Source organism: Paenibacillus lycopersici (assembly GCF_010119935.1).
GTDB lineage: Bacteria > Bacillota > Bacilli > Paenibacillales > Paenibacillaceae > Paenibacillus_Z > Paenibacillus_Z lycopersici.
In genome coordinates this window covers 265,001-284,794 of record NZ_CP048209.1, presented here as the reverse complement: position 1 = coordinate 284,794, position 19,794 = coordinate 265,001, and the positions used below count along the sequence as shown (strand labels likewise).

Below are 19,794 nucleotides of genomic sequence, written 5' to 3'. Positions count from 1 at the left end.
CTATTGTACATGAACAAGCGAATCCCTGCTTGATCGCTATTTTCATATTATTCCTTGTACAGAGGGAGCGTAATCAGCACCGTCGTGCCTACGCCGACTTTGCTCTCGATTTCAAAATGGCCTTGGTGGCTCTGGATAATGCGCTGGCTCACCATTATGCCGAGGCCCGTCCCCGCATCCTTGTCCGTGTAGAACGGATCGCCGAGCTTGGCGATCTTCTCCTCCGGGATGCCGACTCCCTCATCCGTAATGGATACGCATACCTGACCTGCCTGATGATGAATCGCGATGGCGATCTGGCCGCCTTGCGGCATCGCCTCCATCGCGTTCTTGAGTACGTTGATGAACACCTGCTTCAATTGGTTCTCCTCGCACGCAATCCGGCAGTCCCCGTCCCCGAACTCGGTCGCGAACACGACGTTGCACAGATGCGCCTGGCTGTCGAGCAGCGAGATCACGTCGCCCAGCGTGAAGCGGATGTCCTTCACCTCGAACCGCGTTGCCTGCGGTTTCGCCAGAATCAAGAACTCGCCGACGATCAGATTGATCCGGTCCAGCTCCGACAGCATAAGATCGACATGCCGCGTATTCAATTTCGACGTCTCCAGCTGCAGCTGCAGGAAGCCGCGAAGCGTCGTCAGCGGGTTACGGATTTCATGGGCCACGCCGGCGGCCAGCTGTCCGACGGTCGTCAGCTTCTCCGAGCGGCGCAGCAGCTCTTCCATCTTATTGCGGCTCGTCATATCGCGCGTAATGCTGGCGATCGCGTGCACATTGCCCAGCCGATCGCGGATCGGCGATGTCGTGACGCTGACGGAAATCCACTCGCCGGACTTCGTGACGCGCGTCGTCTCCCAAGCGGACAAGGGCTTGCCGCATTTCAGCTGTTCCATCGCCTGCTGCTCTTCTTCCCGCAAATGCTCCGGCGCCAGCGGGAGCGCCCGGCCTACCGCCTCTTCCGTCGTATAACCGTACAGCTGCTCGAACGCCCGGTTGACTTGGGTGATCCGGCCGTCCAAATCGACCACATGGATCGCATCGGTCGTATGATTGATGAACGATTCGAGGTACTCCTTCATGGAGCGGTTCTCTTCGAACGCCATTTTGAGCTTCGTCATGTAAATATTCAAATTCTTCGACATCGCATTGACGCGCTGCGCGAGCTGGCCGAGCTCATCCTTCCGTTTGACCTCGATCGCGCTTTCGAACCGTCCGACGGACACCTCGTTCACCTTCCATAGAATCGAACGAACGGGACGCAGCATGATATTGGACAGCCAGTAGCTGCAAATAATAACGATGCATAATAAGGCGGCGGAGATGTAAAGCTGATTGGAGCGCTGTTCGTCCATCAGCCGCATAAGCGGCTTTTTGTCGAGCACAAGGCCGATGACGTAGGGGCTGGGATCCTGAACGAGGATGAAGCTTTTGATCACATCCCGGTTATGTATGGTGGTATAGCGGAATATCCGCTTCTCCTTGGTCACTTCCTTCACGTCGGACGCATCCCGCTCGCTGCCGTAGGTGTAGGTGCCGAACGGCAGCGGCGATCCTGTAAGCTCCTTGCTGCTGATGAAAGAAGGAATGTCCGCGTTCGTCGCATCCCCGCCGAACAGCGCCGGGTTAAACCCCGTTACTTCCAGGATCGTCGGGTTGGCGGCTTTCATATCGTCCAGAAAAGCCGTCGTGCTCGCCATTTTCTCATAATCGCTTAGACGATCGCTCTCCATGTAGCATCGTATGATGTAATCGAGATTACCATTGGTATAGAAGGACTCCTGTCCCAGCTGGACGGCTGTTCCGGCAACCGAATGACTGCTCGGTCCCGACCAGAATTCGAAATTGCCGTCGTTCTGATCCCGCGCGACTAACTCGCGCTTCGGCCATGTCGAGCTGATGGCGCCGATTTCGCGGGGGTTGGTGGAATTCACGATGGCGTAGCTCTCGCCGTTTCCTTGCATAACGGACAGCCCGGATACGCCAATGCGGGACGCGACGAGCTGAAGCCGTTCGGGGGTGATGTCCCTGGCATGCGGCGGGAGCTGTTCGGCAGCGGAATAGGAGGTCATTCTCAATTTATCGAGGAGGACCGACAGTACGAACTCATTCTCGCTCGTATTCTGCAAGACATCGGCGGCGATCTGTTTCGTAATGGAAGTCATATCGCGCTCGACATCGGATCGCAGATTGACCTCCGTGGAATATTCATTCAAAATAACATTGAGCAAGAGCAGGACGAATACAATCAGCGAAATCATAAGCGATAACTTAATCTTGACCGACAATATGCGACACATCCCTTATTCCAAGCTTGTGGATACTCTCTTCTTTTGGATCATACCATACTTGTAAAAAAATGAAAGCAAGCACTGCGCTATTCCGTCGAAGCTTGTCGCGCTAGGCATTATCCACCTGTTGATAAGAGAATGGATCCTACTTTATTTCGAGTTATACACAGTTTTCGGTGATATTCACAGCTATAATTAAGGAGTTGTGGGCAAACTTGTGAATAATCCGAACTTATCCACAATCTTATGCACATGCTGTTAACAACGAATATTTGTTCGCGGCACAATTCGCGTTTTATCGACAGTCGATGCAGGTCGAATGTGCGCCATTCTACGCTTAATGGAGGAATACCACTTGAATGAAACGGACTATTTCCGCGAGGAAGACTACATTTGGATGCAGGCTGCCATCGCAGAGGCCAAGAAGGCGGAAGCGCTCGGCGAGGTTCCCATCGGCGCCGTCATCGTGAAGGACGGTGCCATCATCGGCAGGGGCCATAACTTGCGGGAGACCAGCCTGGACCCGACCGCCCATGCGGAAATGATCGCGATTCGTGAAGCAAGCAGGCACCTCGAAGCGTGGCGCCTGCTTGATTGTACGTTATATGTCACGCTTGAACCGTGCCCCATGTGCGCGGGCGCGCTCGTTCAAGGCCGGATTCGAAAAGTAGTGTACGGCACAATCGACCCGAAGGCCGGTTGTGCCGGTACATTAATGAATTTGCTTCAAGAGCCGCGCTTCAATCATGAGACCGAGCTCGTCGGCGGCTTAATGAAGCAAGAGTGCGCGGATTTGCTTACCCGGTTTTTCCGTCGTTTGCGAGGGCGCGCCTAGCATCGTACCGAAGCCGTTCGTCCTTCTGGATTTGCTGCAGCATCACGATCAATTGATCCGCCTCTTCGCTTATGGCCAGTACCTCAGGGTCGGTTAAACTTCCGCGTGCCTCGGCCATCTCAAACAACCGCATGCGAAGCACCTGTAGTTCGTGGAGTAACGTGATTTTGTCGTTCATGACGCCCTCGGGACAGCTCCTATCGCATCATCGTATGTTACAGTTAGTAACAACTCCATTATATACGCTTACGGTTGTAATTTTTGTAAAAACTTGTCGATTCGATTCGCCGATATTCACGGAATATATCGACACCCTTCAACATCCTATGTGAATAAAAGCCTATTCCACTCGTTCTCAGGATCTATTCGCCATCGTGACGATGCCTATGGCATAGAGCATGAGGTCTAGGCGGTTCCGCCTGGCTGCATGTCCCCTCTACTCCGCTTCCATCCTCTTCCTGCATGGATGTTGCGCCATCCTCGCCCTTCATGCTATTATTAACCTTGCCGCGCGCCCGTAGCTCAGCAGGATAGAGCGACAGTTTCCTAAACTGCAGGTCGTACGTTCGAATCGTATCGGGCGCGCCATTATTACAAAGCCCGCTTCCATAATCCATAACGGAATATCGGTGGAACTGTTCGCCTTGCGCGGAGAGCATATAAAGTGAAGGACGATCTCCTGCGGAATAAGCGCAGGAGTTTTTTTTTCGCTTCGATTAGCAAAAGGCGCTTCCCGGAATCCGGGAAACGCCTTTTCGTTCGATTAGTCCGTATAGGCCTTATCGACTCCATATGCAGCCTGTTCGCTTGTGAATCCATCAAACTCCAGCTGGTTGATAAGCTCCTTCTTCGAGAATGCCGTTAAATCAAGGTAATCTTTCGCTTTTTTCGCGGCTTGCTCGTTCCAATCCGCACCTGCTTGGTCAACCGCATATTTGGCGTCTTCATCAGAAAATCCGTCGAACGCTAATTGTTTTATTAAGCCGGTTCTGGAGAAGGAGGTTAAATTCAAGTAATCGTTCGCCTTACGAACAGCATTACGCTGGCTCGCCGTTTCCTTCGGCGCTGCGTCGGCTTCGGCTTTTGCCTTTGCATCAGCGTCCGCTTTCGCTTTCGCATCAGCATCGGCTTTTGCCTTTGCATCAGCGTCCGCTTTCGCTTTCGCATCAGCATCAGCTTTTGCTTTTGCATCGGCGTCCGCTTTTGCTTTCGCATCTGCATTCGTTTTGTCTTGCGCCTTAGCTTCAGTATCGTCAGCATTCGCAGAAGACGCTTCTACAGGAGGCTGAGCCGCTGCTCCGCTAGCACCGTCTGCGACGCCTTCTTTAGCGTCAGGGCTGATGATGCCCCCGATAATTATGACCACGAACGCTATCACCGCAAATAGAAGCGTCCTCTTGCGTGTAAGGTTTGCAGTAAGCTTACTCATCTTCGGGTTAATCGTAACAATCAGCGATACGATGAATCCGATACTACCGATTGCAATTAATACTCCGCCCATTATATAAATCCCCTCTCAATCGTGTAAGGAAATGGTAGCATATTGTCCCAGAAACATACAATAAAAATTGTGTAAAAAGTCGTGTATTTTTGTAGAACCTTGGAACCAGTAACGGCCGATTGAGCAGATTGGCCTAATCGATTCATTCATGAATAGGCAGCATTTACACTAGAACATATGTACGGTATGATCGTCTTGCATAGATATCCCAATACAGAATCCGGATTGCACGATTAGGTGACAGTAGGTGAATCTTATTCGGGGAGCGTGTCTATATGGACAAGAATGCCGTTCATCGTACAAACATTATAGGCGGCAGTGAGGTTGCCGCGCTATCGGTCGACATGGATAAGCGCGTTATTCATGAAACCAACAGCTTATTTTGGGATACGAAAGGAACTGAAGTTCTAGGCGCAACCTCGCTTCCCTTCTACGGGGCCTTTATCTCGGAAGACAGCTGCCGGCTTCTAGGCGATGTCTCGGGGAAGCGGATGCTGGAAATAGGCTGTGGCAGCGGTCACTCCTTGCAATACCTGGGGAAGCGCAACGCCTCAGAGCTATGGGGTATGGACATATCCGAAAATCAAATCGAAAAAACAAGGGAATATTTGAAGGCGCACGGTCTTTCCGCGAAATTGATCTGTTCGCCCATGGAAGAGGAATGCGGCATACCCGAGCATTATTTTGACGTTGTTTATTCGGTTTATGCGGTAGGCTGGACAACCGATCTTGAGGGGACGTTTGGCCGGATTGCTGCTTACTTAAAAAAAGACGGCGCGTTTATTTTCAGCTGGTCCCACCCGATACACAAATGCGTGGTTGAAGAAAATAATACGCTTGTTTTTAAAAAATGTTATTTTGACGAATCGTGGTATTCGTCGTCTCTTGACGAAAGTACGCTGACGCTATCGGACCGTACACTATCAACCTATGTGAATGCCTTGGCACAAGCGGGCTTCGTAATCGAGCGGATGATTGAGCAATCGGAGGAGGAGCTTCTCCAAGCACACAATAACAGTACATTTGCCCAAAAGGCAAAGATGCTCCCCGTGACTTTTGTCATCAAGGCAAGAAAGCCGTAAATAGTTGACAACGCAATGGGCGCTTCCGCCTTGGCGGGCGGTTCGAAATTTGCCGATATGGCAGCGACAATCGCGAAGCTGAACGAATGAACGACAAAACACGACCTCTAGCGGATTGAAGAAATTCCAACTATCGCCAAACGGCTAGATTCATAGTAATATAGTCCCTGTATGAAATAAGGAGGGGACAAAATGAAGAAATGGAAAACAACGATCGTTACAGCCTTCCTGGCCGTCTTGCTTATGATTCCGGCCGTGGCTTATGCCGACAATGCTCCTGATTTCACCGATGTGGATGGTACATATTGGGCTAAGGATGCTATCGACAGTCTGGTTCAGTTAGGGGTGGTCAAAGGGTTCGAGGACAACACCTTCAAACCTGGACAGCCCGTCACGCGCGAACAGTTCGCGCAGCTGATCGCCCAGGCCTTCTATCTCGATCTGCCAGGGAAAGACGCCCCGCAGACGTTCCGCGACGTCTCTTCGACACGTTGGTCCTTTCAGGCCGTCGAAGCGGCCAAGGACTTCCTGACCGGCTATTATCCGCCGAATGGCAAAGCATTCTTCGATCCAGCAGCCAAGGCGACCCGCGAGGATGTCGCCGTAGCGCTCGTCAAAACGATGAACTACCAGCCGGACGATCTCGAAAATCCGTCTATACTGGATCGTTTCTACGACGGCGACGACGTTTCGCCGAACCTGCGTACCTACGTGGGCATCGCCATCCAAGAGAAGCTGATGTCCGGCTATGAGAACAATACGATTAAGCCGGGCAGCCCGGTCACGCGCGCCGAAGCGGCCGCACTCATCTACCGCGTCATAAAAGGCGCCTCCAGCGACGGCCAGGCTGCTCTGGAACTGAACGTCGACGCCCCGGAGACGACGACGTCTCCAACATTCTACATCACCGGCGACGTAACCAAGGGCGCGAAAGTCTTTATCAACAGTAAGCAGGTCGACGTTGTCCAAGGGCAATTCCGGGTAGGCGTCCAATTGGAAGAAGAGGGAACCTACACGTATACGATCTCGGCCCGGATGGCAGGCGGCAAGACGGAGACCGTCAACAAGAAGGTCGTGTTCGAGAAAGGAGCGCCGACGCTTGAAGTATCGGGCGTTCCCGAGCAATCGGACAAGCAGACGATTAACGTATCCTGGAAGGTTAAGGATGCCAACGACAGCTATCCGACCGTCTATCTCAATGGCAAGGAGCAATCGCAATATTCCAGTTCTGCCAGCGTTGAGCTTGTCGAAGGAGATAATGTTATTATCGTCAAGGCGGAGAATGCCGCCGGCAAGACGACCGAAGTGGTCAAGCACGTCACCTTCAATGTTGGCGGCCCGACTTTGAACGTGGGCGATCTGCCGGAGACGACCGACAAGGAAACGGTCACCGTCACGTGGACGACATCCGACAAGAACGATTCCTACCCGGATGTGTATGTCAACGACGTACAGCAGTCGACCTACAGCAACTCGACTACGGTCAAATTGAAAGAAGGCAGCAACACGATCGTCGTCAAAGCGACGAACGAACTCGGAAAATCGACGAAAGTAACCAAGACCGTTACCTTCAATCCCGGCACGTCTACACTGAAGGTTGGCGATTTGCCGGAAACGACCGATAAGGACTCCGTTGCCTTGACATGGACGATCAGCGATACCAACGACTCCTCGCCAACCGTATTCGTGAACGGCGAAGAACAAAGCTACTATTCCAATAGCAAAACCTTTGCCCTGCAGCCTGGCGCGAACACCATCACGGTACGCGCAGTCAATAAGCTCGGGAAGGCAACGGAGATCACGAAGACGGTGACGTTTAATCCGCCGGCGCCAACCCTGACGCTCATTCATGCGCCGGAGACCGCTTCCGCGAACAAGGTAACCGTCAGCTGGACGGTATCGGACAAGAACGACTCCGGTCCGGTCGTCTATGTAGGCGAAGAGCAGCAATCGTACTACACGAATTCGACAACGCTAAATCTGAACGAGGGCACGAATACGTTCAAGCTCTCGGCTACCAATAAGTACGGCAAGACGACCGAAGTTACGTATACGGTAACGTACGCGCCGGCCGCAACATCCTAATGCCTGAACGGCCCGACGGGCCAGACAGTGGGCATCTGATAAACAACAAGAGAGAACCGCGTGATTCCATTCACGCGGTTCTCTCTTGTTACGGCGGGTGAACATGAGCCGGGATCACGGCGCCAGAGAATCGACGGGCACGGCATCTTTCGGCAGCTCAAACTCAAAATCAACTTCCTTATTCAAATTCTCTTGGTAGAGTTGAACATGCATATCCAGTTTCATCCCCCCAGCACTATCGGTCGCCTCCACTTGTACATCGCCCGTCTCGGATGTGAGGTAACCATCGATTAAGCCCGCGGTCAGCTCGGCCTTCCGGATCGTATACCGCTGTTTTACGGTTTCCGCCGTCAGTTCCTTCTTCGCGGCCTCAAGCTTCTCCTTGCTCAGCCCGAATGAGCCAAGGACCGCCTCATTCCGGAGCAACAGGTCGAGTACCTGCGGAATCGCCTTGCCGGCAATGGCGCTAAGCGCCGCATCCGCATGCTGGCCGTCAATGGCGACGCGCACATAACGATCGGGCTTATACCCGGATGGCGCATCATGCACCTCGGAGGCGTCCGGCTCACTGAAGTACGTGTTCGCATCCAGACTGCCTGCAATAGCTGCGAATGCTTCGGTCCCCAGCTTCGGAGCGCCGCCGTCCAACGGATTCGCCCCACCCTGTTCTGCCGCCAGCTTCTTCGCATCGATGGCGACGAACCGGCCGGCAATCGTGTCGGGAATCGGCATGCCCGGTATCTGCGGTACCTTCACATAGATACGCTCGGCCGTTACAATGACCGGTATGTTCAGCGTCAGCTTGGCGTCGCCTGTGCCGAGCGTAACGTCCAGCACCATGTCGGTGCGCGCAGGATCCTGCTGGACTGTGCCATGGACCTTGATCACCGCTCCTTTCAACAAGATCGGGAGCGCCATCATCAGCATCGCGTTCTGGTTCGAGACGGTTCCCGCCGCCCGCGGCAGCTGGATATCGTTAATTGTGAGTGTACCCTGGTATGTGTATGCGCTCGCTTGGCTGGTCTTCATAATGGCGTCCGTTAAGGCTTCCTTCGGCGAGCTCGATGAGCTGCAGCCCGCAGCCGCCGCCATTGTCGCGATGAGCAGCACAAGCGTGCCGCGTTTCCACCTTGTCATCCGCTGCGTCCCCTCTCCTTGTACCTCCTCTCATTTTACCTAATCCGGCAAGGACCCGAAAGGACCAATCCGGGCACACACTAAAAAAGCCCGCTGCGCCGGGGACGTTCGGCGGCAGCGGGCCACATGTAGGAATAATGGCTTCAGCCTTGCGGATTATGATGGCTGACGTGATTCGCTTGCTTCGTCTTCTTCGAACCCGACAGCGGCTCCTGCGGCTGCGCGGAACGGGACTTGGCTTGCTGCCCGTCGCCTTCGAACGGATTTTGCACCGGCACGGCTTTCGGCTTACCCATTAGCGTTCATCTCCTTCGGCTTCGTTAACTGCGGGAGTGGAACAGATCGGATGGTTCGTCATGGTTCAGCTGATCCTGATGACGGCGGTCATTCGTATCCTGCTGCAGCTGCTGCGCATGGTGGCTGTTCACCGGATTTTGATCCAGGTCCTCGACGACGTTGCTTAGATTCTTATCGGCGGTTCCTTTTGCTTTCGTCACGCTTCGCACGCTCCTGTCCAGGCTAGAGGTAGGTTGCATACCCGAGCAGTCAGCGCAGCTGACGACCAGGGTTGGTTGCATACCCGAGCAGTCAGCGCAGCCGACGACCAGGGTTGGTTGCATACCCGAGCAGTCAGCGCAGCTGACGACCAGGGTTGGTTGCATACCCGAGCAGTCAGCGCAGCTGACGACCAGGGTTGGTTGCATACCCGAGCAGTCAGCGCAGCTGACGACCAGGGTTGGTTGCATATCCGAGCAGTCAGCGCAGCTGACGACCAGGGTTGGTTGCATATCCGAGCAGTCAGCGCAGCTGACGACCAGGGTTGGTTGCATATCCGAGCAGTCAGCGCAGCTGACGACCAGGGTTGGTTGCATATCCGAGCAGTCAGCGCAGCTGACGACCAGGGCTCGGCCAATCTAGGCATGCGTCAGTTCATGCAGCGCCTGCGCACATTCATGGATGTGACGCGTATAATCTTCCACCAGCTGCTGAATGATATCGGTACGTTCGTCGATCGACTTGCCGTCCTTCTCCACATCGACAAGCGTCGTTTGGATTTCGCGGCTGTCGACATACGTCACTTTAAAGTCAAAGCTGTACATCTGATGCCCCGCCGTATGAATCGTCACGCGCAGCGCTTTAGGGTCGGCTTCGTCGGCCATGACTTCGGCACGGTCCGCCTTCTGCATGGTGTCCGGCAGCGTACGCTGCCAGGCCGCGGTCAATTCCTGCTGATTGATGGACAATTCGTCGCGTTTACTCATTTGACTCACCACCTCCATGCGGATAATATGCGGTTTCGGCGCCCTTTTTATGCGGTCCGGGAACGATGCAAGAACTGCATAAATCAGCGGTTTCACAGCGCGCGAGCCGCCCGGTAACGACATACCAAAAAGCGCTCCTGCGAATTCCATTCGCAAGAGCGCTGTGCGTGTCCGTATAGAGGTGGCGGAGAGAGTGGGATTCGAACCCACGTGGGCTTGCACCCTAACGGTTTTCAAGACCGCCCCGTTATGACCGCTTCGGTATCTCTCCATCCATAATTCGACCTGTTGCAAGGTCACAGGAGGTATTGTACCATAGGCCAAATTGATTAAGCAACTCGAAAATCAACAACCCGACATTCGAGCAGCCTACCGGAAGCCGATGACTTCGATACCGCCCATGTACGGACGCAGCACTTCCGGCACGACGACCGTCCCGTCCGCCTGTTGGAAATTCTCCAAGATCGCAGCGACCGTGCGGCCGACAGCCAGACCCGAGCCGTTCAGCGTATGCACGAATTCCGGCTTTCCTTTCGCTTCCGGACGGAATTTGATATTGGCGCGGCGTGCCTGGAAATCCTCGAAATTCGAGCAGGACGAAATTTCGCGGTACGACCCGCCGCTTGGGATCCAGACCTCCAGATCGTATGTCTTGGCCGACGTAAAGCCCATATCGCCCGTGCAAAGCGTCAGTACGCGGTAGGGAAGGCCCAGCAGCTGCAGCACCTTCTCCGCGTTCGCCGTCAGCTTCTCCAGCTCCGCATACGATTCCTCCGGCTTCACCAGCTTGACCAGCTCAACCTTGTTGAATTGATGCTGGCGGATCAGCCCCCGCGTGTCGCGGCCGGCCGAACCGGCTTCCGAGCGGAAGCACGCGCTGTAAGCCACGAAATTCTTCGGCAGCTCCTCGGCGGATAGAATATCCTCCCGATGGATGTTCGTAACCGGCACTTCGGCCGTCGGAATCAGGTAGTACTCCGTACCCGCCACTTTGAACAGATCCTCCTCGAACTTCGGCAGCTGCCCCGTTCCGATCAGGCTGTCGCGGTTAACGATATACGGCGGAAGCACTTCATCGTAGCCATGCTGATCGCTATGTAAATCCATCATGAAGTTAATGAGCGCGCGCTCCAGACGGGCACCGAGACCGCGGTAGAATACGAAGCGCGAGCCCGTTACCTTCGCTGCGCGTTCGAAATCGAGAATGCCCAGATCCTGCGCCAGCTCATAATGAGCCTTCGGCTCGAACGCAAACGCCGGCACCTCGCCGTGGCGACGAATTTCCACATTATCTTCCTCGGATGCGCCGACCGGCACGCTCTCATGCGGCACGTTCGGGATCGCCAGCATCAATTCGGCGGTCTCCGCTTCCACCGCGCGGATTGCTTCGTCCAACACTTTGATCCGGTCGCCTACCTCGCGCATTTCGACGATCAGCGCTTCCGCATCACCGCCGCTTTTTTTCAGCTTCGCGACTTCTTGGGAGACGACGTTACGACGATTCTTCAGCTGCTCCGTCTCCTGCAGCATATCGCGCCATTTGCCGTCCAGCGCTGGGAAGTTGGCAATCAGATCAAGCGGCTTCCCCCGGTTTACGAGCGCCTGCTCCACCTTGGCAAAATCATTCCGTAGCAGTTTTACGTCAAGCACGATTATAGTCCCCTCTCGACTCATCTTTATCTAGTATCATTGTTTCCAACATGGCGGGCCCTCCAAACCGTCTCCCTGCTGAAACCCACCCGGCTATCGGGGCGGCAAGCGGCAGCCTAATCCGGAAAGCGGCCATTACGGCAAAAAGACTGCGCTCCCGCAGTCTTCAGCCTTTATTCTTTTGCCGCAGCGGCTTCTTTCGCCATGTCCAGGAAATACGCATGCAGACGATAATCGTCCGTCAGCTCGGGATGGTACGACGAGGCCAGCAGATGGCCCTGCCGCGCGGTCACGATTTCGCCGTTGTAAGTCGACAGCACGTCGATGCTCGGCGACACCTCCGTAATCAGCGGCGCACGAATGAATACCGCGCGTACCGGTTCATCGATGCCTTTAACGGGCAGATCCGTCTCGAAGCTTTCGCGTTGACGGCCGAAGGCATTGCGGGCAACGGTCATGTCCATCAGCCGCAAATGCGCTTCCTCCTGACCTTCAATCCGCTCGGCCAGGACGATCAGCCCGGCGCAGGTGCCGAAGATCGGCTTGCCCTGCTCCGAGAACGCGCGAATCGCTTCGATAAAGCCGTACTTGCGCATCAGCTTGCCGATCGTCGTGCTCTCGCCGCCGGGAATGATCAGCCCGTCGAGGTCCTGCAGCTCCTCGGTTCGCTTGACGGCAACGCCTTCGCCGCCTGCCGCTTCAATGCTCCTAATATGTTCAGCAACGGCGCCTTGCAGCGCCAATACGCCAATCTTCATCGCTTTACCGCCTTCTTGGATGATCTTACAGACCGCGGTCCTGCATGCGTTCGGAAGACTGCAGTTTCGAAATTTCAATGCCTTTCATCGGCGTGCCCAAGTTCTTGGACACTTCCGCGATCAGCTTGTAGTCCGTGTAATGCGTCGTCGCTTCGACGATCGCGCGAGCGAATTTCTCCGGGCTATCGGATTTGAAAATACCCGAGCCTACGAACACGCCGTCAGCGCCCAGGTGCATCATGAGCGCGGCGTCCGATGGCGTTGCTACGCCGCCGGCAGCGAAGTTCACGACAGGCAGCTTGCCTGTTTCATGTACGTCGAGCAGCAGCTCGTACGGTACGCCAAGGGTCTTCGCTTCATGGTACAGCTCGTCCTTGGACAGGTTTTGCACTTTACGGATTTGGCCCGTAATCAGACGCATATGGCGAACGGCTTCAACGATGTTGCCCGTTCCCGGCTCGCCTTTCGTACGGAGCATCGCAGCGCCTTCTTGGATCCGGCGGAGCGCCTCGCCCAGGTCCTTCGCGCCGCACACGAACGGAACCGTGAACTCGCGCTTCGAGATATGGAACACTTCGTCGGCAGGCGTGAGCACTTCGCTCTCGTCGATGTAGTCCGCGCCAAGCGCTTCCAGCACGCGAGCCTCTACATAGTGGCCGATACGCGCTTTCGCCATAACCGGGATCGATACGACCTTCATGACTTCCTCAAGAATCGTCGGATCGGCCATGCGGGCTACGCCGCCGGCAGCGCGAATGTCGGACGGTACGCGCTCGAGCGCCATAACGGCCGTTGCGCCTGCCGCTTCGGCTACCTTAGCTTGCTCGGCGTTCATAACGTCCATGATGACGCCGCCTTTTTGCATTTCAGCCATACCGCGTTTTACGCGCGAAGTTCCTGTTTCCATGGTGAATCCTCCTAAAAGTTATTGCGATGCTTCGCCTTGATGAAGGGCTTCCGCGAGCGAACACGCCCTCCGCAAGCATACGCGTCGATTTATGCTTACCTCCGAGATCCGGACTAGCTCTAACCATTAATTTTACAGCATCCGCGCCCAATCGACAACCATGAAATCATACTAAAACGGTTGCCTATACCGCATCACGACGGCTTAAAACAAATCCATGATGCCTTTGAACAATCCGGAAATAAAGCCGCCCAAGCCGCGGAACATCAAGCGCCACCAGCTGGCCTTCTTCACATCCTCGGACGTGACCAGATTAACCGTTTTCTCCAGCGTCTGACCGGTATCCGGATCCTTGTAGGCATACGTCGCCGTACCGACAACCGTGCCGCTTGCGATCGGAGCCACCAGCTTGCCGTCGTCCTTCAGCTTCACTTCGCTGACCGTTACGTTAGGCGTGCTGTTCTTCTTCACCAGAAGCGTTACGTCGGTTGCTGTCATAATCGGCACTTCTTTCGAAACGCCCTTCTTTATTTTGACCGTCTTGTTCGTTTCTACAACCGATTTCGGCGCAACGAGCGTCTTTTTCTCGAAATTATCGAATCCGTAGTCGAACAGCTTGGCCGTTTGAATGAAACGGGCCGATTTCGAAGCGGTATCCATCACGACGGAGATCAGACGCAGATCGCCGCGCTTCGCCGTCCCCGTGAAGCAGTAGCCCGCAGCGCCGATATAGCCGGTTTTCATGCCATCCACGCCCGGATACGCATATTGTTTGAAGTTCGGAATCGATTTGTTCGTTTCGAGCATCCAGTTCAGGTTGGTCATCTTGTCCTTCTGACGGAACATGTAGCTCGGCGTCTTGGCGAAGTCCAGGAATTCCGGATGCTTCTTAATGAGGATGCTTGCGAACTTGGCCAAGTCGCTTGCCGAGATGACCGTCGTATCCGCAAGACCCGTCGCGCTCGTGAAATGCGCCGTTTTCAGTCCGAGCGCCTGCGCCGTCTCGTTCATCTTCTCGACGAAGCCTTGCTCGGTGCCGCCAATGCGGTCGGCAAGAGCGATCGTAGCATCGTTCGCCGATTGAACGGCCATCGCCATATATAAATCCTTCACCGTATGCTGGTCGCCTTCGGCCAAATAGATTTGGGAGCCGTCCGGCGGAATGGAAGCCGCTTCTTTCGTCGCCGTCACCATATCCGTCAGGCTCAAGCGGCCTGAGGAGATCTCTTCCAGCACCAGGTATTCCGTCATCAATTTCGTCATGCTTGCCGGCGGGAAGGCTTTCTCTGCATTAACCGCGTACAGTACCTGTCCCGAGTCGGCATCTATGAGAATCGCTGAACGAGCCTCTACGCCAAGCGGGTTGGGCGTGACTTCCACTTTGTCTGCGTACGCGGCACGCGTTCCAATATTCGTCGTAAGCATCATGGCAATAACTGTCGCGCAAATGGTCGGTACAAAGAGTACCCGTCCCTTCTTTCGTTTCAACGTCTTCTCTCCTCTTCTATCATGAATATCATAAAATCACTCTAGTATTGTAACACAAAGCGAGCCATATATATAAAAAGAAAGGCAGGAAAGCGGCGAAATCCACCATCTTCCTGCCTTGTTGCGACTTATGTCCTATGAAAGCCGAAGCTTACAGAGAGTAGTTTGGCGCTTCCTTCGTAATTTGCACGTCATGCGGATGGCTTTCGCGCAAGCCCGCGTTCGTGATACGAACGAACTGCGTATCGTTCTTCAATTGCTCGATGTTTTGCGCGCCGCAATAGCCCATGCCGGAGCGCAGGCCGCCGATCAGCTGATGAACCGTATCGGCAAGCGGCCCTTTGTAAGCGACGCGGCCTTCGATGCCTTCGGGTACGAGCTTGTTCTCGTTCTCCTGGAAGTAACGGTCCTTGCTGCCTTCTTTCATGGCGCCAAGGGAACCCATGCCGCGGTAAACTTTGAACCGGCGGCCTTGGTAAATTTCCGATTCGCCCGGGCTTTCTTCCGTACCGGCGAACAGGCTGCCGATCATGATCGCGCTGGCGCCGGAGGCGATCGCCTTCGTTACGTCGCCGGAGTACTTGATCCCGCCGTCGGCGATAATCGGAATATTGTATTCGCGGGCCACGGAGGCACAGTCGTAAATCGCCGTGATTTGCGGAACGCCGATCCCTGCGATAATGCGCGTCGTACAGATCGAACCGGGTCCCATGCCGACTTTAATGACGGAAGCGCCGGCTTCGATCAGCTCGCGCGTGCCGTCGCCAGTCGCAACGTTGCCCGCGACAATCGTCAGATCCGAATATTTGCTGCGAAGCAGACGAACCATCTCGATGACGTTCTTCTGATGACCGTGCGCCGTATCGATGACGAGCACGTCAACGCCGGCGTTAACGAGCGCTTCGGCACGTTCGGGCGTATCCTTCGCGATACCGACGGCCGCGCCGCAGAGCAAACGTCCCTGCGGGTCCTTCGCCGCATTCGGGAACTGGATCGCCTTCTCGATATCCTTGATCGTGATGAGGCCTTTCAGCGTATTCGTCTCGTCAACGAGCGGCAGCTTCTCGATCTTGTGCTTCTGCAGCACGACTTCCGCTTCCTGGAGCGTCGTTCCCACAGGCGCCGTGACGAGGTTTTCCTTTGTCATCACTTCGCTGATTTTCATGGAGAAGTCATGAATGAAACGAAGATCGCGGTTCGTGATGATGCCGACGAGCTTCTGATTGCCGTCCACGACGGGCACGCCGGAAATCCGGTATTTGCCCATCAGCTCTTCCGCATCGTACACGTGGTGATCGGCCGTAAGCGAGAACGGGTTCGTAATAACGCCGCTCTCCGAACGCTTGACACGGTCGACTTCCTCCGCCTGCCCCGCAATGGACATGTTTTTATGAATAATGCCGATGCCGCCTTCGCGAGCCATGGAAATCGCTAATTTCGCTTCCGTTACCGTATCCATGCCGGCGCTGATCAACGGGATGTTCAGCTTCACTTTCGAGCTAAGCGCAACCGACACGTCGACCTCTCTTGGCAGTATCTCCGACTTTCGCGGAACGAGCAGTACGTCATCAAAGGTCAAGCCTTCTTTGGCGAATTTATTTTCCCACACAGATCTGTTCCTCCTCAAACGTTTGCGTGCCTGATTCAAGCGTCCAACCACACGGTTTCGAACGGGCCCCGCGTATATTATTAGAATAGTAGCAGAGGGGTTGTAGGCTGTCAAGGTTGCGCCCATGACAGAATGGTGTCATGACGACGAACGATATTCGTACCTGCAATTGGAGCTCCACAGCAGAAAGTCATATATCCCCTGATCGCGTGCAGCCTGCACCTGTTTGTTTATCTGTTCCGCTCCATAGGTCTGATGAGGGTGTACCCACTTCGCCGTAAAGCTTTGCAGCCATGGCCGTATTTGCGCCGTCGACGCATTGCCGCTCTGCCGCAAAAGGGCGTTCCGGCGGTTGGCGTCTTCCATCGCTTGATGGATAATGGCGTACGGGCTTAGATCCGGCTGCTTCACGCCGTACATGCCCGATGAATAGTGGGATGGATACGTCATCGGCGAAATGACGTCCACCGATCCGGAAATCAGCCGCCACGACTGCCCGATCCCCATATCATTCGTCGCAGAGGTAACAAGTCCGAATACATCCGCAGAGACTCGGGCGCCTTGGGCATGAATCTGCTTGCGTGCACCGCTCAGGAACGAAGCGATCACTTGCGCCTTCGTCTTCCCTTGCGGATCATGATACTGAACCTCCCGGTCCACCTTGCCTCCATTATCGGGAAACCGCACATAATCGAATTGGATCTCGTCGAATCCCATCGCTGCCACTTCTTCCGCTATGGCAGCGTTATATGTCCGAACCTGGCGTTGGAACGGATCGAGCCACACCTTCCCTTGCACGTCGCGCCATACGCCGCCGGCCTTCTTCTGGAGCGCCATCGCCGGATACTGCTTCGCGTAAAGCGGATCCTTGAACGTTACGATTCGGCCGATGACATAGATGTTTTTCGCCTTCAATTTGCGGATTAGACCGGCAATATCATTGATTGCCACATGGCGATCCGCACCAATAGCCTTAACGGCAGGCAGAGCTGAACGGTACGTGAGCTGTCCGTAGTCGTTCTTCACATCGATCACCATCGCGTTCAGATCGGTGTGATCGATTAATGCAATCAAGCGGTTAAGCCGCTGCGGACTGCCCGCGACCCAACCGGACACATAGATGCCTCGGACCGGCTGCTTTCGCTTGGCTGCGAAGGACCGGCCTGCAATGGCCTGCTTGGAATCGCCTTCAATGGCTTGATGAGGCGTTTCTCGACTAACCGGGCGGCTGGAAGCTCCGCCGCTTGACGCATCTTTGAATTGAAATTTCGTTATAGGCGCAGCCTCGCGCGTCTTCAACGGATGAATGTGAAGAGACTTCGACGATTCAGTCGAAGGCTGTGACGGTAATGGCGGCAGCATTTCATGGCCCTTGTGAATCTGGCCGCTGCAGCCCATAATGCCAACGATGCCCGACATGACCAGCATGACACCTTGTAGACGCTTCAACATCCTCATGCTCAACTCCCATCACCATGCATTACCTGTAGTATGTTCTCTCGAATGGGTAGTGTTGTGAAGGAGTTATCGCCAACAATGGATGAAATAAACAACAAAAAACCGACTGCAATCATGCAGTCGGTTCATCGTGCTTGGCAACGTCCTACTCTCCCAGGACCCTGCGGTCCAAGTACCATCGGCGCTGAAGGGCTTAACGGTCGTGTTCGGGATGGGTACGCGTGGTTCCCCTTCGCCATCGCCACCAAACGGGCGTCTTCCTTATCGGAATGCGCGATGTAACTCAGAGCTTTACACCCTGAAAACTGGATACGAACCTTTGCGAAGGTCTTTCATTAGCTGAAGAGCATGCATGTTGGATAAGCCCTCGACCGATTAGTATTCGTCAGCTCCACGCATTGCTGCGCTTCCACCTCGAACCTATCAACCTCGTCGTCTTCAAGGGGTCTTACGTACTGGGAAATCTCATCTTGAGGGGGGCTTCACGCTTAGATGCTTTCAGCGCTTATCCCGTCCGCACTTGGCTACCCAGCGGTGCTCCTGGCGGAACAACTGGTACACCAGCGGTGCGTCCATCCCGGTCCTCTCGTACTAAGGACAGCTCCTCTCAAATTTCCTGCGCCCACGACAGATAGGGACCGAACTGTCTCACGACGTTCTGAACCCAGCTCGCGTACCGCTTTAATGGGCGAACAGCCCAACCCTTGGGACCTACTTCAGCCCCAGGATGCGATGAGCCGACATCGAGGTGCCAAACCTCCCCGTCGATGTGGACTCTTGGGGGAGATAAGCCTGTTATCCCCAGGGTAGCTTTTATCCGTTGAGCGATGGCCCTTCCATGCGGTACCACCGGATCACTAAGCCCGACTTTCGTCCCTGCTCGACTTGTAGGTCTCGCAGTCAAGCTCCCTTATGCCTTTGCACGCTTCGAATGATTTCCAACCATTCTGAGGGAACCTTTGGGCGCCTCCGTTACATTTTAGGAGGCGACCGCCCCAGTCAAACTGCCCACCTGACACGGTCCCTGTACCGGATCACGGTACCAGGTTAGAACTCCGATACGATCAGGGTGGTATCCCAACGATGCCTCCACCGAAGCTGGCGCTCCGGCTTCCTAGGCTCCCACCTATCCTGTACAGATCGTACCAAAGTCCAATATCAAGCTGCAGTAAAGCTCCATGGGGTCTTTCCGTCTTGTCGCGGGTAACCTGCATCTTCACAGGTATTAAAATTTCACCGGATCTCTCGTTGAGACAGCGCCCAAGTCGTTACGCCATTCGTGCGGGTCAGAATTTACCTGACAAGGAATTTCGCTACCTTAGGACCGTTATAGTTACGGCCGCCGTTTACTGGGGCTTCGGTTCATAGCTTCGGGTTGCCCCTAACCACTCCCCTTAACCTTCCAGCACCGGGCAGGCGTCAGCCCGTATACTTCGCCTTACGGCTTCGCACAGACCTGTGTTTTTGCTAAACAGTCGCTTGGGCCTTTTCACTGCGGCCCCCTCGGGCTATTCACCCTACCGAGGCACCCCTTCTCCCGAAGTTACGGGGTCATTTTGCCGAGTTCCTTAACGAGAGTTCTTCCGAGCGCCTTAGCATACTCTGCTCGCCTACCTGTGTCGGTTTGCGGTACGGGCACCTTCGCCTGGCTAGAGGCTTTTCTTGGCAGCCTGAAATCATGACCTTCGCTACTGCAATTTTCGCTCCCCATCACAGCCCAGCCTTACGATGCGC

The 19,794-nt window shown here is 54.8% G+C and carries 16 protein-coding genes, 2 tRNA genes and 2 rRNA genes (1 of these 20 running past the window's edge); 4 read left to right on the top strand and 16 right to left on the bottom strand.

Annotated features, from left to right (window positions below; all coding sequences use genetic code 11):
• Positions 1–47: 47 nt before the first annotated feature.
• On the bottom strand, positions 48–2,285 hold the full coding sequence (locus GXP70_RS01290; protein WP_225442622.1) for a sensor histidine kinase: 2,238 nt from the start codon (positions 2,283–2,285) through the stop codon (positions 48–50).
• Between the two features lie 400 nt (positions 2,286–2,685).
• Here GXP70_RS01290 and tadA point away from each other — a divergent pair, with 400 nt between their 5' ends.
• On the top strand, positions 2,686–3,123 hold the full coding sequence (gene tadA / locus GXP70_RS01285; RefSeq protein ID WP_162360246.1) for a tRNA adenosine(34) deaminase TadA: 438 nt from the start codon (positions 2,686–2,688) through the stop codon (positions 3,121–3,123).
• Here tadA and GXP70_RS01280 read toward each other — a convergent pair.
• Complete coding sequence (locus GXP70_RS01280; RefSeq protein WP_263864119.1) at positions 3,086–3,241, bottom strand: aspartyl-phosphate phosphatase Spo0E family protein; 156 nt, start codon at positions 3,239–3,241, stop codon at positions 3,086–3,088. The two genes, tadA and GXP70_RS01280, sit on opposite strands and share 38 nt — an antisense overlap.
• Positions 3,242–3,634: 393 nt before the next feature.
• On the opposite strand from GXP70_RS01280, the gene GXP70_RS01275 reads away from it, so the two are divergent.
• A tRNA-Arg gene (locus GXP70_RS01275) sits at positions 3,635–3,711 on the top strand.
• A gap of 175 nt (positions 3,712–3,886) precedes the next feature.
• On the opposite strand, the gene GXP70_RS01270 is transcribed toward GXP70_RS01275, so the two are convergent.
• Complete coding sequence (locus tag GXP70_RS01270) at positions 3,887–4,624, bottom strand: Ltp family lipoprotein (RefSeq protein ID WP_162354810.1); 738 nt, start codon at positions 4,622–4,624, stop codon at positions 3,887–3,889.
• A gap of 275 nt (positions 4,625–4,899) precedes the next feature.
• Here GXP70_RS01270 and GXP70_RS01265 point away from each other — a divergent pair, with 275 nt between their 5' ends.
• On the top strand, positions 4,900–5,706 hold the full coding sequence (locus GXP70_RS01265) for a class I SAM-dependent methyltransferase (protein WP_162354809.1): 807 nt from the start codon (positions 4,900–4,902) through the stop codon (positions 5,704–5,706).
• A 192-nt stretch (positions 5,707–5,898) separates the two neighbouring features.
• Positions 5,899–7,791, top strand: a complete 1,893-nt coding sequence (locus tag GXP70_RS01260; protein ID WP_162354808.1) for an S-layer homology domain-containing protein — start codon at positions 5,899–5,901, stop codon at positions 7,789–7,791.
• 114 nt (positions 7,792–7,905) lie between these two features.
• Here GXP70_RS01260 and GXP70_RS01255 read toward each other — a convergent pair whose 3' ends face one another.
• The 13 genes from GXP70_RS01255 to GXP70_RS01200 all read right to left on the bottom strand — a co-directional run.
• Positions 7,906–8,820 carry a hypothetical protein gene (locus tag GXP70_RS01255; RefSeq protein ID WP_162354807.1) on the bottom strand — a complete coding sequence of 305 codons (915 nt, stop codon included), beginning with the start codon at positions 8,818–8,820 and terminating at the stop codon, positions 7,906–7,908.
• A gap of 251 nt (positions 8,821–9,071) precedes the next feature.
• The gene (locus GXP70_RS01250) at positions 9,072–9,224 is read right to left on the bottom strand and encodes a small acid-soluble spore protein P (protein ID WP_162354806.1); all 153 of its coding nucleotides are present in this window, start codon (positions 9,222–9,224) and stop codon (positions 9,072–9,074) included.
• A 24-nt stretch (positions 9,225–9,248) separates the two neighbouring features.
• A complete protein-coding gene (locus GXP70_RS29480) occupies positions 9,249–9,425 on the bottom strand; it encodes a hypothetical protein (protein WP_192043408.1) in 177 nt (58 codons plus the stop codon).
• A 417-nt stretch (positions 9,426–9,842) separates the two neighbouring features.
• On the bottom strand, positions 9,843–10,190 hold the full coding sequence (locus tag GXP70_RS01245; protein ID WP_162354805.1) for a hypothetical protein: 348 nt from the start codon (positions 10,188–10,190) through the stop codon (positions 9,843–9,845).
• A 182-nt stretch (positions 10,191–10,372) separates the two neighbouring features.
• Positions 10,373–10,461, bottom strand: a tRNA-Ser gene (locus GXP70_RS01240).
• Between the two features lie 98 nt (positions 10,462–10,559).
• Positions 10,560–11,840, bottom strand: a complete 1,281-nt coding sequence (gene serS / locus GXP70_RS01235; RefSeq protein WP_162354804.1) for a serine--tRNA ligase — start codon at positions 11,838–11,840, stop codon at positions 10,560–10,562.
• A 173-nt stretch (positions 11,841–12,013) separates the two neighbouring features.
• Entirely contained in the window at positions 12,014–12,598 is a 585-nt protein-coding gene (gene pdxT / locus GXP70_RS01230) for a pyridoxal 5'-phosphate synthase glutaminase subunit PdxT (protein ID WP_162354803.1), read from the bottom strand.
• Between the two features lie 25 nt (positions 12,599–12,623).
• Positions 12,624–13,505 carry a pyridoxal 5'-phosphate synthase lyase subunit PdxS gene (gene pdxS / locus GXP70_RS01225; protein WP_162354802.1) on the bottom strand — a complete coding sequence of 294 codons (882 nt, stop codon included), beginning with the start codon at positions 13,503–13,505 and terminating at the stop codon, positions 12,624–12,626.
• Positions 13,506–13,709: 204 nt separating this feature from the next.
• Complete coding sequence (locus tag GXP70_RS01220) at positions 13,710–14,993, bottom strand: D-alanyl-D-alanine carboxypeptidase family protein (RefSeq protein ID WP_225442621.1); 1,284 nt, start codon at positions 14,991–14,993, stop codon at positions 13,710–13,712.
• 151 nt (positions 14,994–15,144) lie between these two features.
• On the bottom strand, positions 15,145–16,602 hold the full coding sequence (gene guaB, locus GXP70_RS01215; protein ID WP_162354801.1) for an IMP dehydrogenase: 1,458 nt from the start codon (positions 16,600–16,602) through the stop codon (positions 15,145–15,147).
• Positions 16,603–16,740: 138 nt separating this feature from the next.
• Positions 16,741–18,054, bottom strand: a complete 1,314-nt coding sequence (locus tag GXP70_RS01210) for a putative glycoside hydrolase (protein WP_225442620.1) — start codon at positions 18,052–18,054, stop codon at positions 16,741–16,743.
• 138 nt (positions 18,055–18,192) lie between these two features.
• Positions 18,193–18,309 (bottom strand): 5S ribosomal RNA (rrf, locus tag GXP70_RS01205).
• A 106-nt stretch (positions 18,310–18,415) separates the two neighbouring features.
• Positions 18,416–19,794: ribosomal RNA gene (locus GXP70_RS01200) — 23S ribosomal RNA — on the bottom strand; it runs 1,547 nt beyond the window's last position.

What these genes read in the sequence shown, in the direction of transcription:
- tadA (WP_162360246.1), top strand. Translation starts at nt 2,686, where the DNA reads ATGCAGGCTGCCATCGCAGAGGCCAAGAAGGCGGAAGCGCTCGGCGAG.
- GXP70_RS01280 (WP_263864119.1), bottom strand. Translation starts at nt 3,241, where the DNA reads ATGGCCGAGGCACGCGGAAGTTTAACCGACCCTGAGGTACTGGCCATA.
- GXP70_RS01270 (WP_162354810.1), bottom strand. Translation starts at nt 4,624, where the DNA reads ATGGGCGGAGTATTAATTGCAATCGGTAGTATCGGATTCATCGTATCG.
- GXP70_RS01265 (WP_162354809.1), top strand. Translation starts at nt 4,900, where the DNA reads ATGGACAAGAATGCCGTTCATCGTACAAACATTATAGGCGGCAGTGAG.
- GXP70_RS01260 (WP_162354808.1), top strand. Translation starts at nt 5,899, where the DNA reads ATGAAGAAATGGAAAACAACGATCGTTACAGCCTTCCTGGCCGTCTTG.
- GXP70_RS01255 (WP_162354807.1), bottom strand. Translation starts at nt 8,820, where the DNA reads ATGAAGACCAGCCAAGCGAGCGCATACACATACCAGGGTACACTCACA.
- GXP70_RS01250 (WP_162354806.1), bottom strand. Translation starts at nt 9,224, where the DNA reads ATGGGTAAGCCGAAAGCCGTGCCGGTGCAAAATCCGTTCGAAGGCGAC.
- GXP70_RS01245 (WP_162354805.1), bottom strand. Translation starts at nt 10,190, where the DNA reads ATGAGTAAACGCGACGAATTGTCCATCAATCAGCAGGAATTGACCGCG.
- pdxT (WP_162354803.1), bottom strand. Translation starts at nt 12,598, where the DNA reads ATGAAGATTGGCGTATTGGCGCTGCAAGGCGCCGTTGCTGAACATATT.
- pdxS (WP_162354802.1), bottom strand. Translation starts at nt 13,505, where the DNA reads ATGGAAACAGGAACTTCGCGCGTAAAACGCGGTATGGCTGAAATGCAA.
- GXP70_RS01210 (WP_225442620.1), bottom strand. Translation starts at nt 18,054, where the DNA reads ATGTTGAAGCGTCTACAAGGTGTCATGCTGGTCATGTCGGGCATCGTT.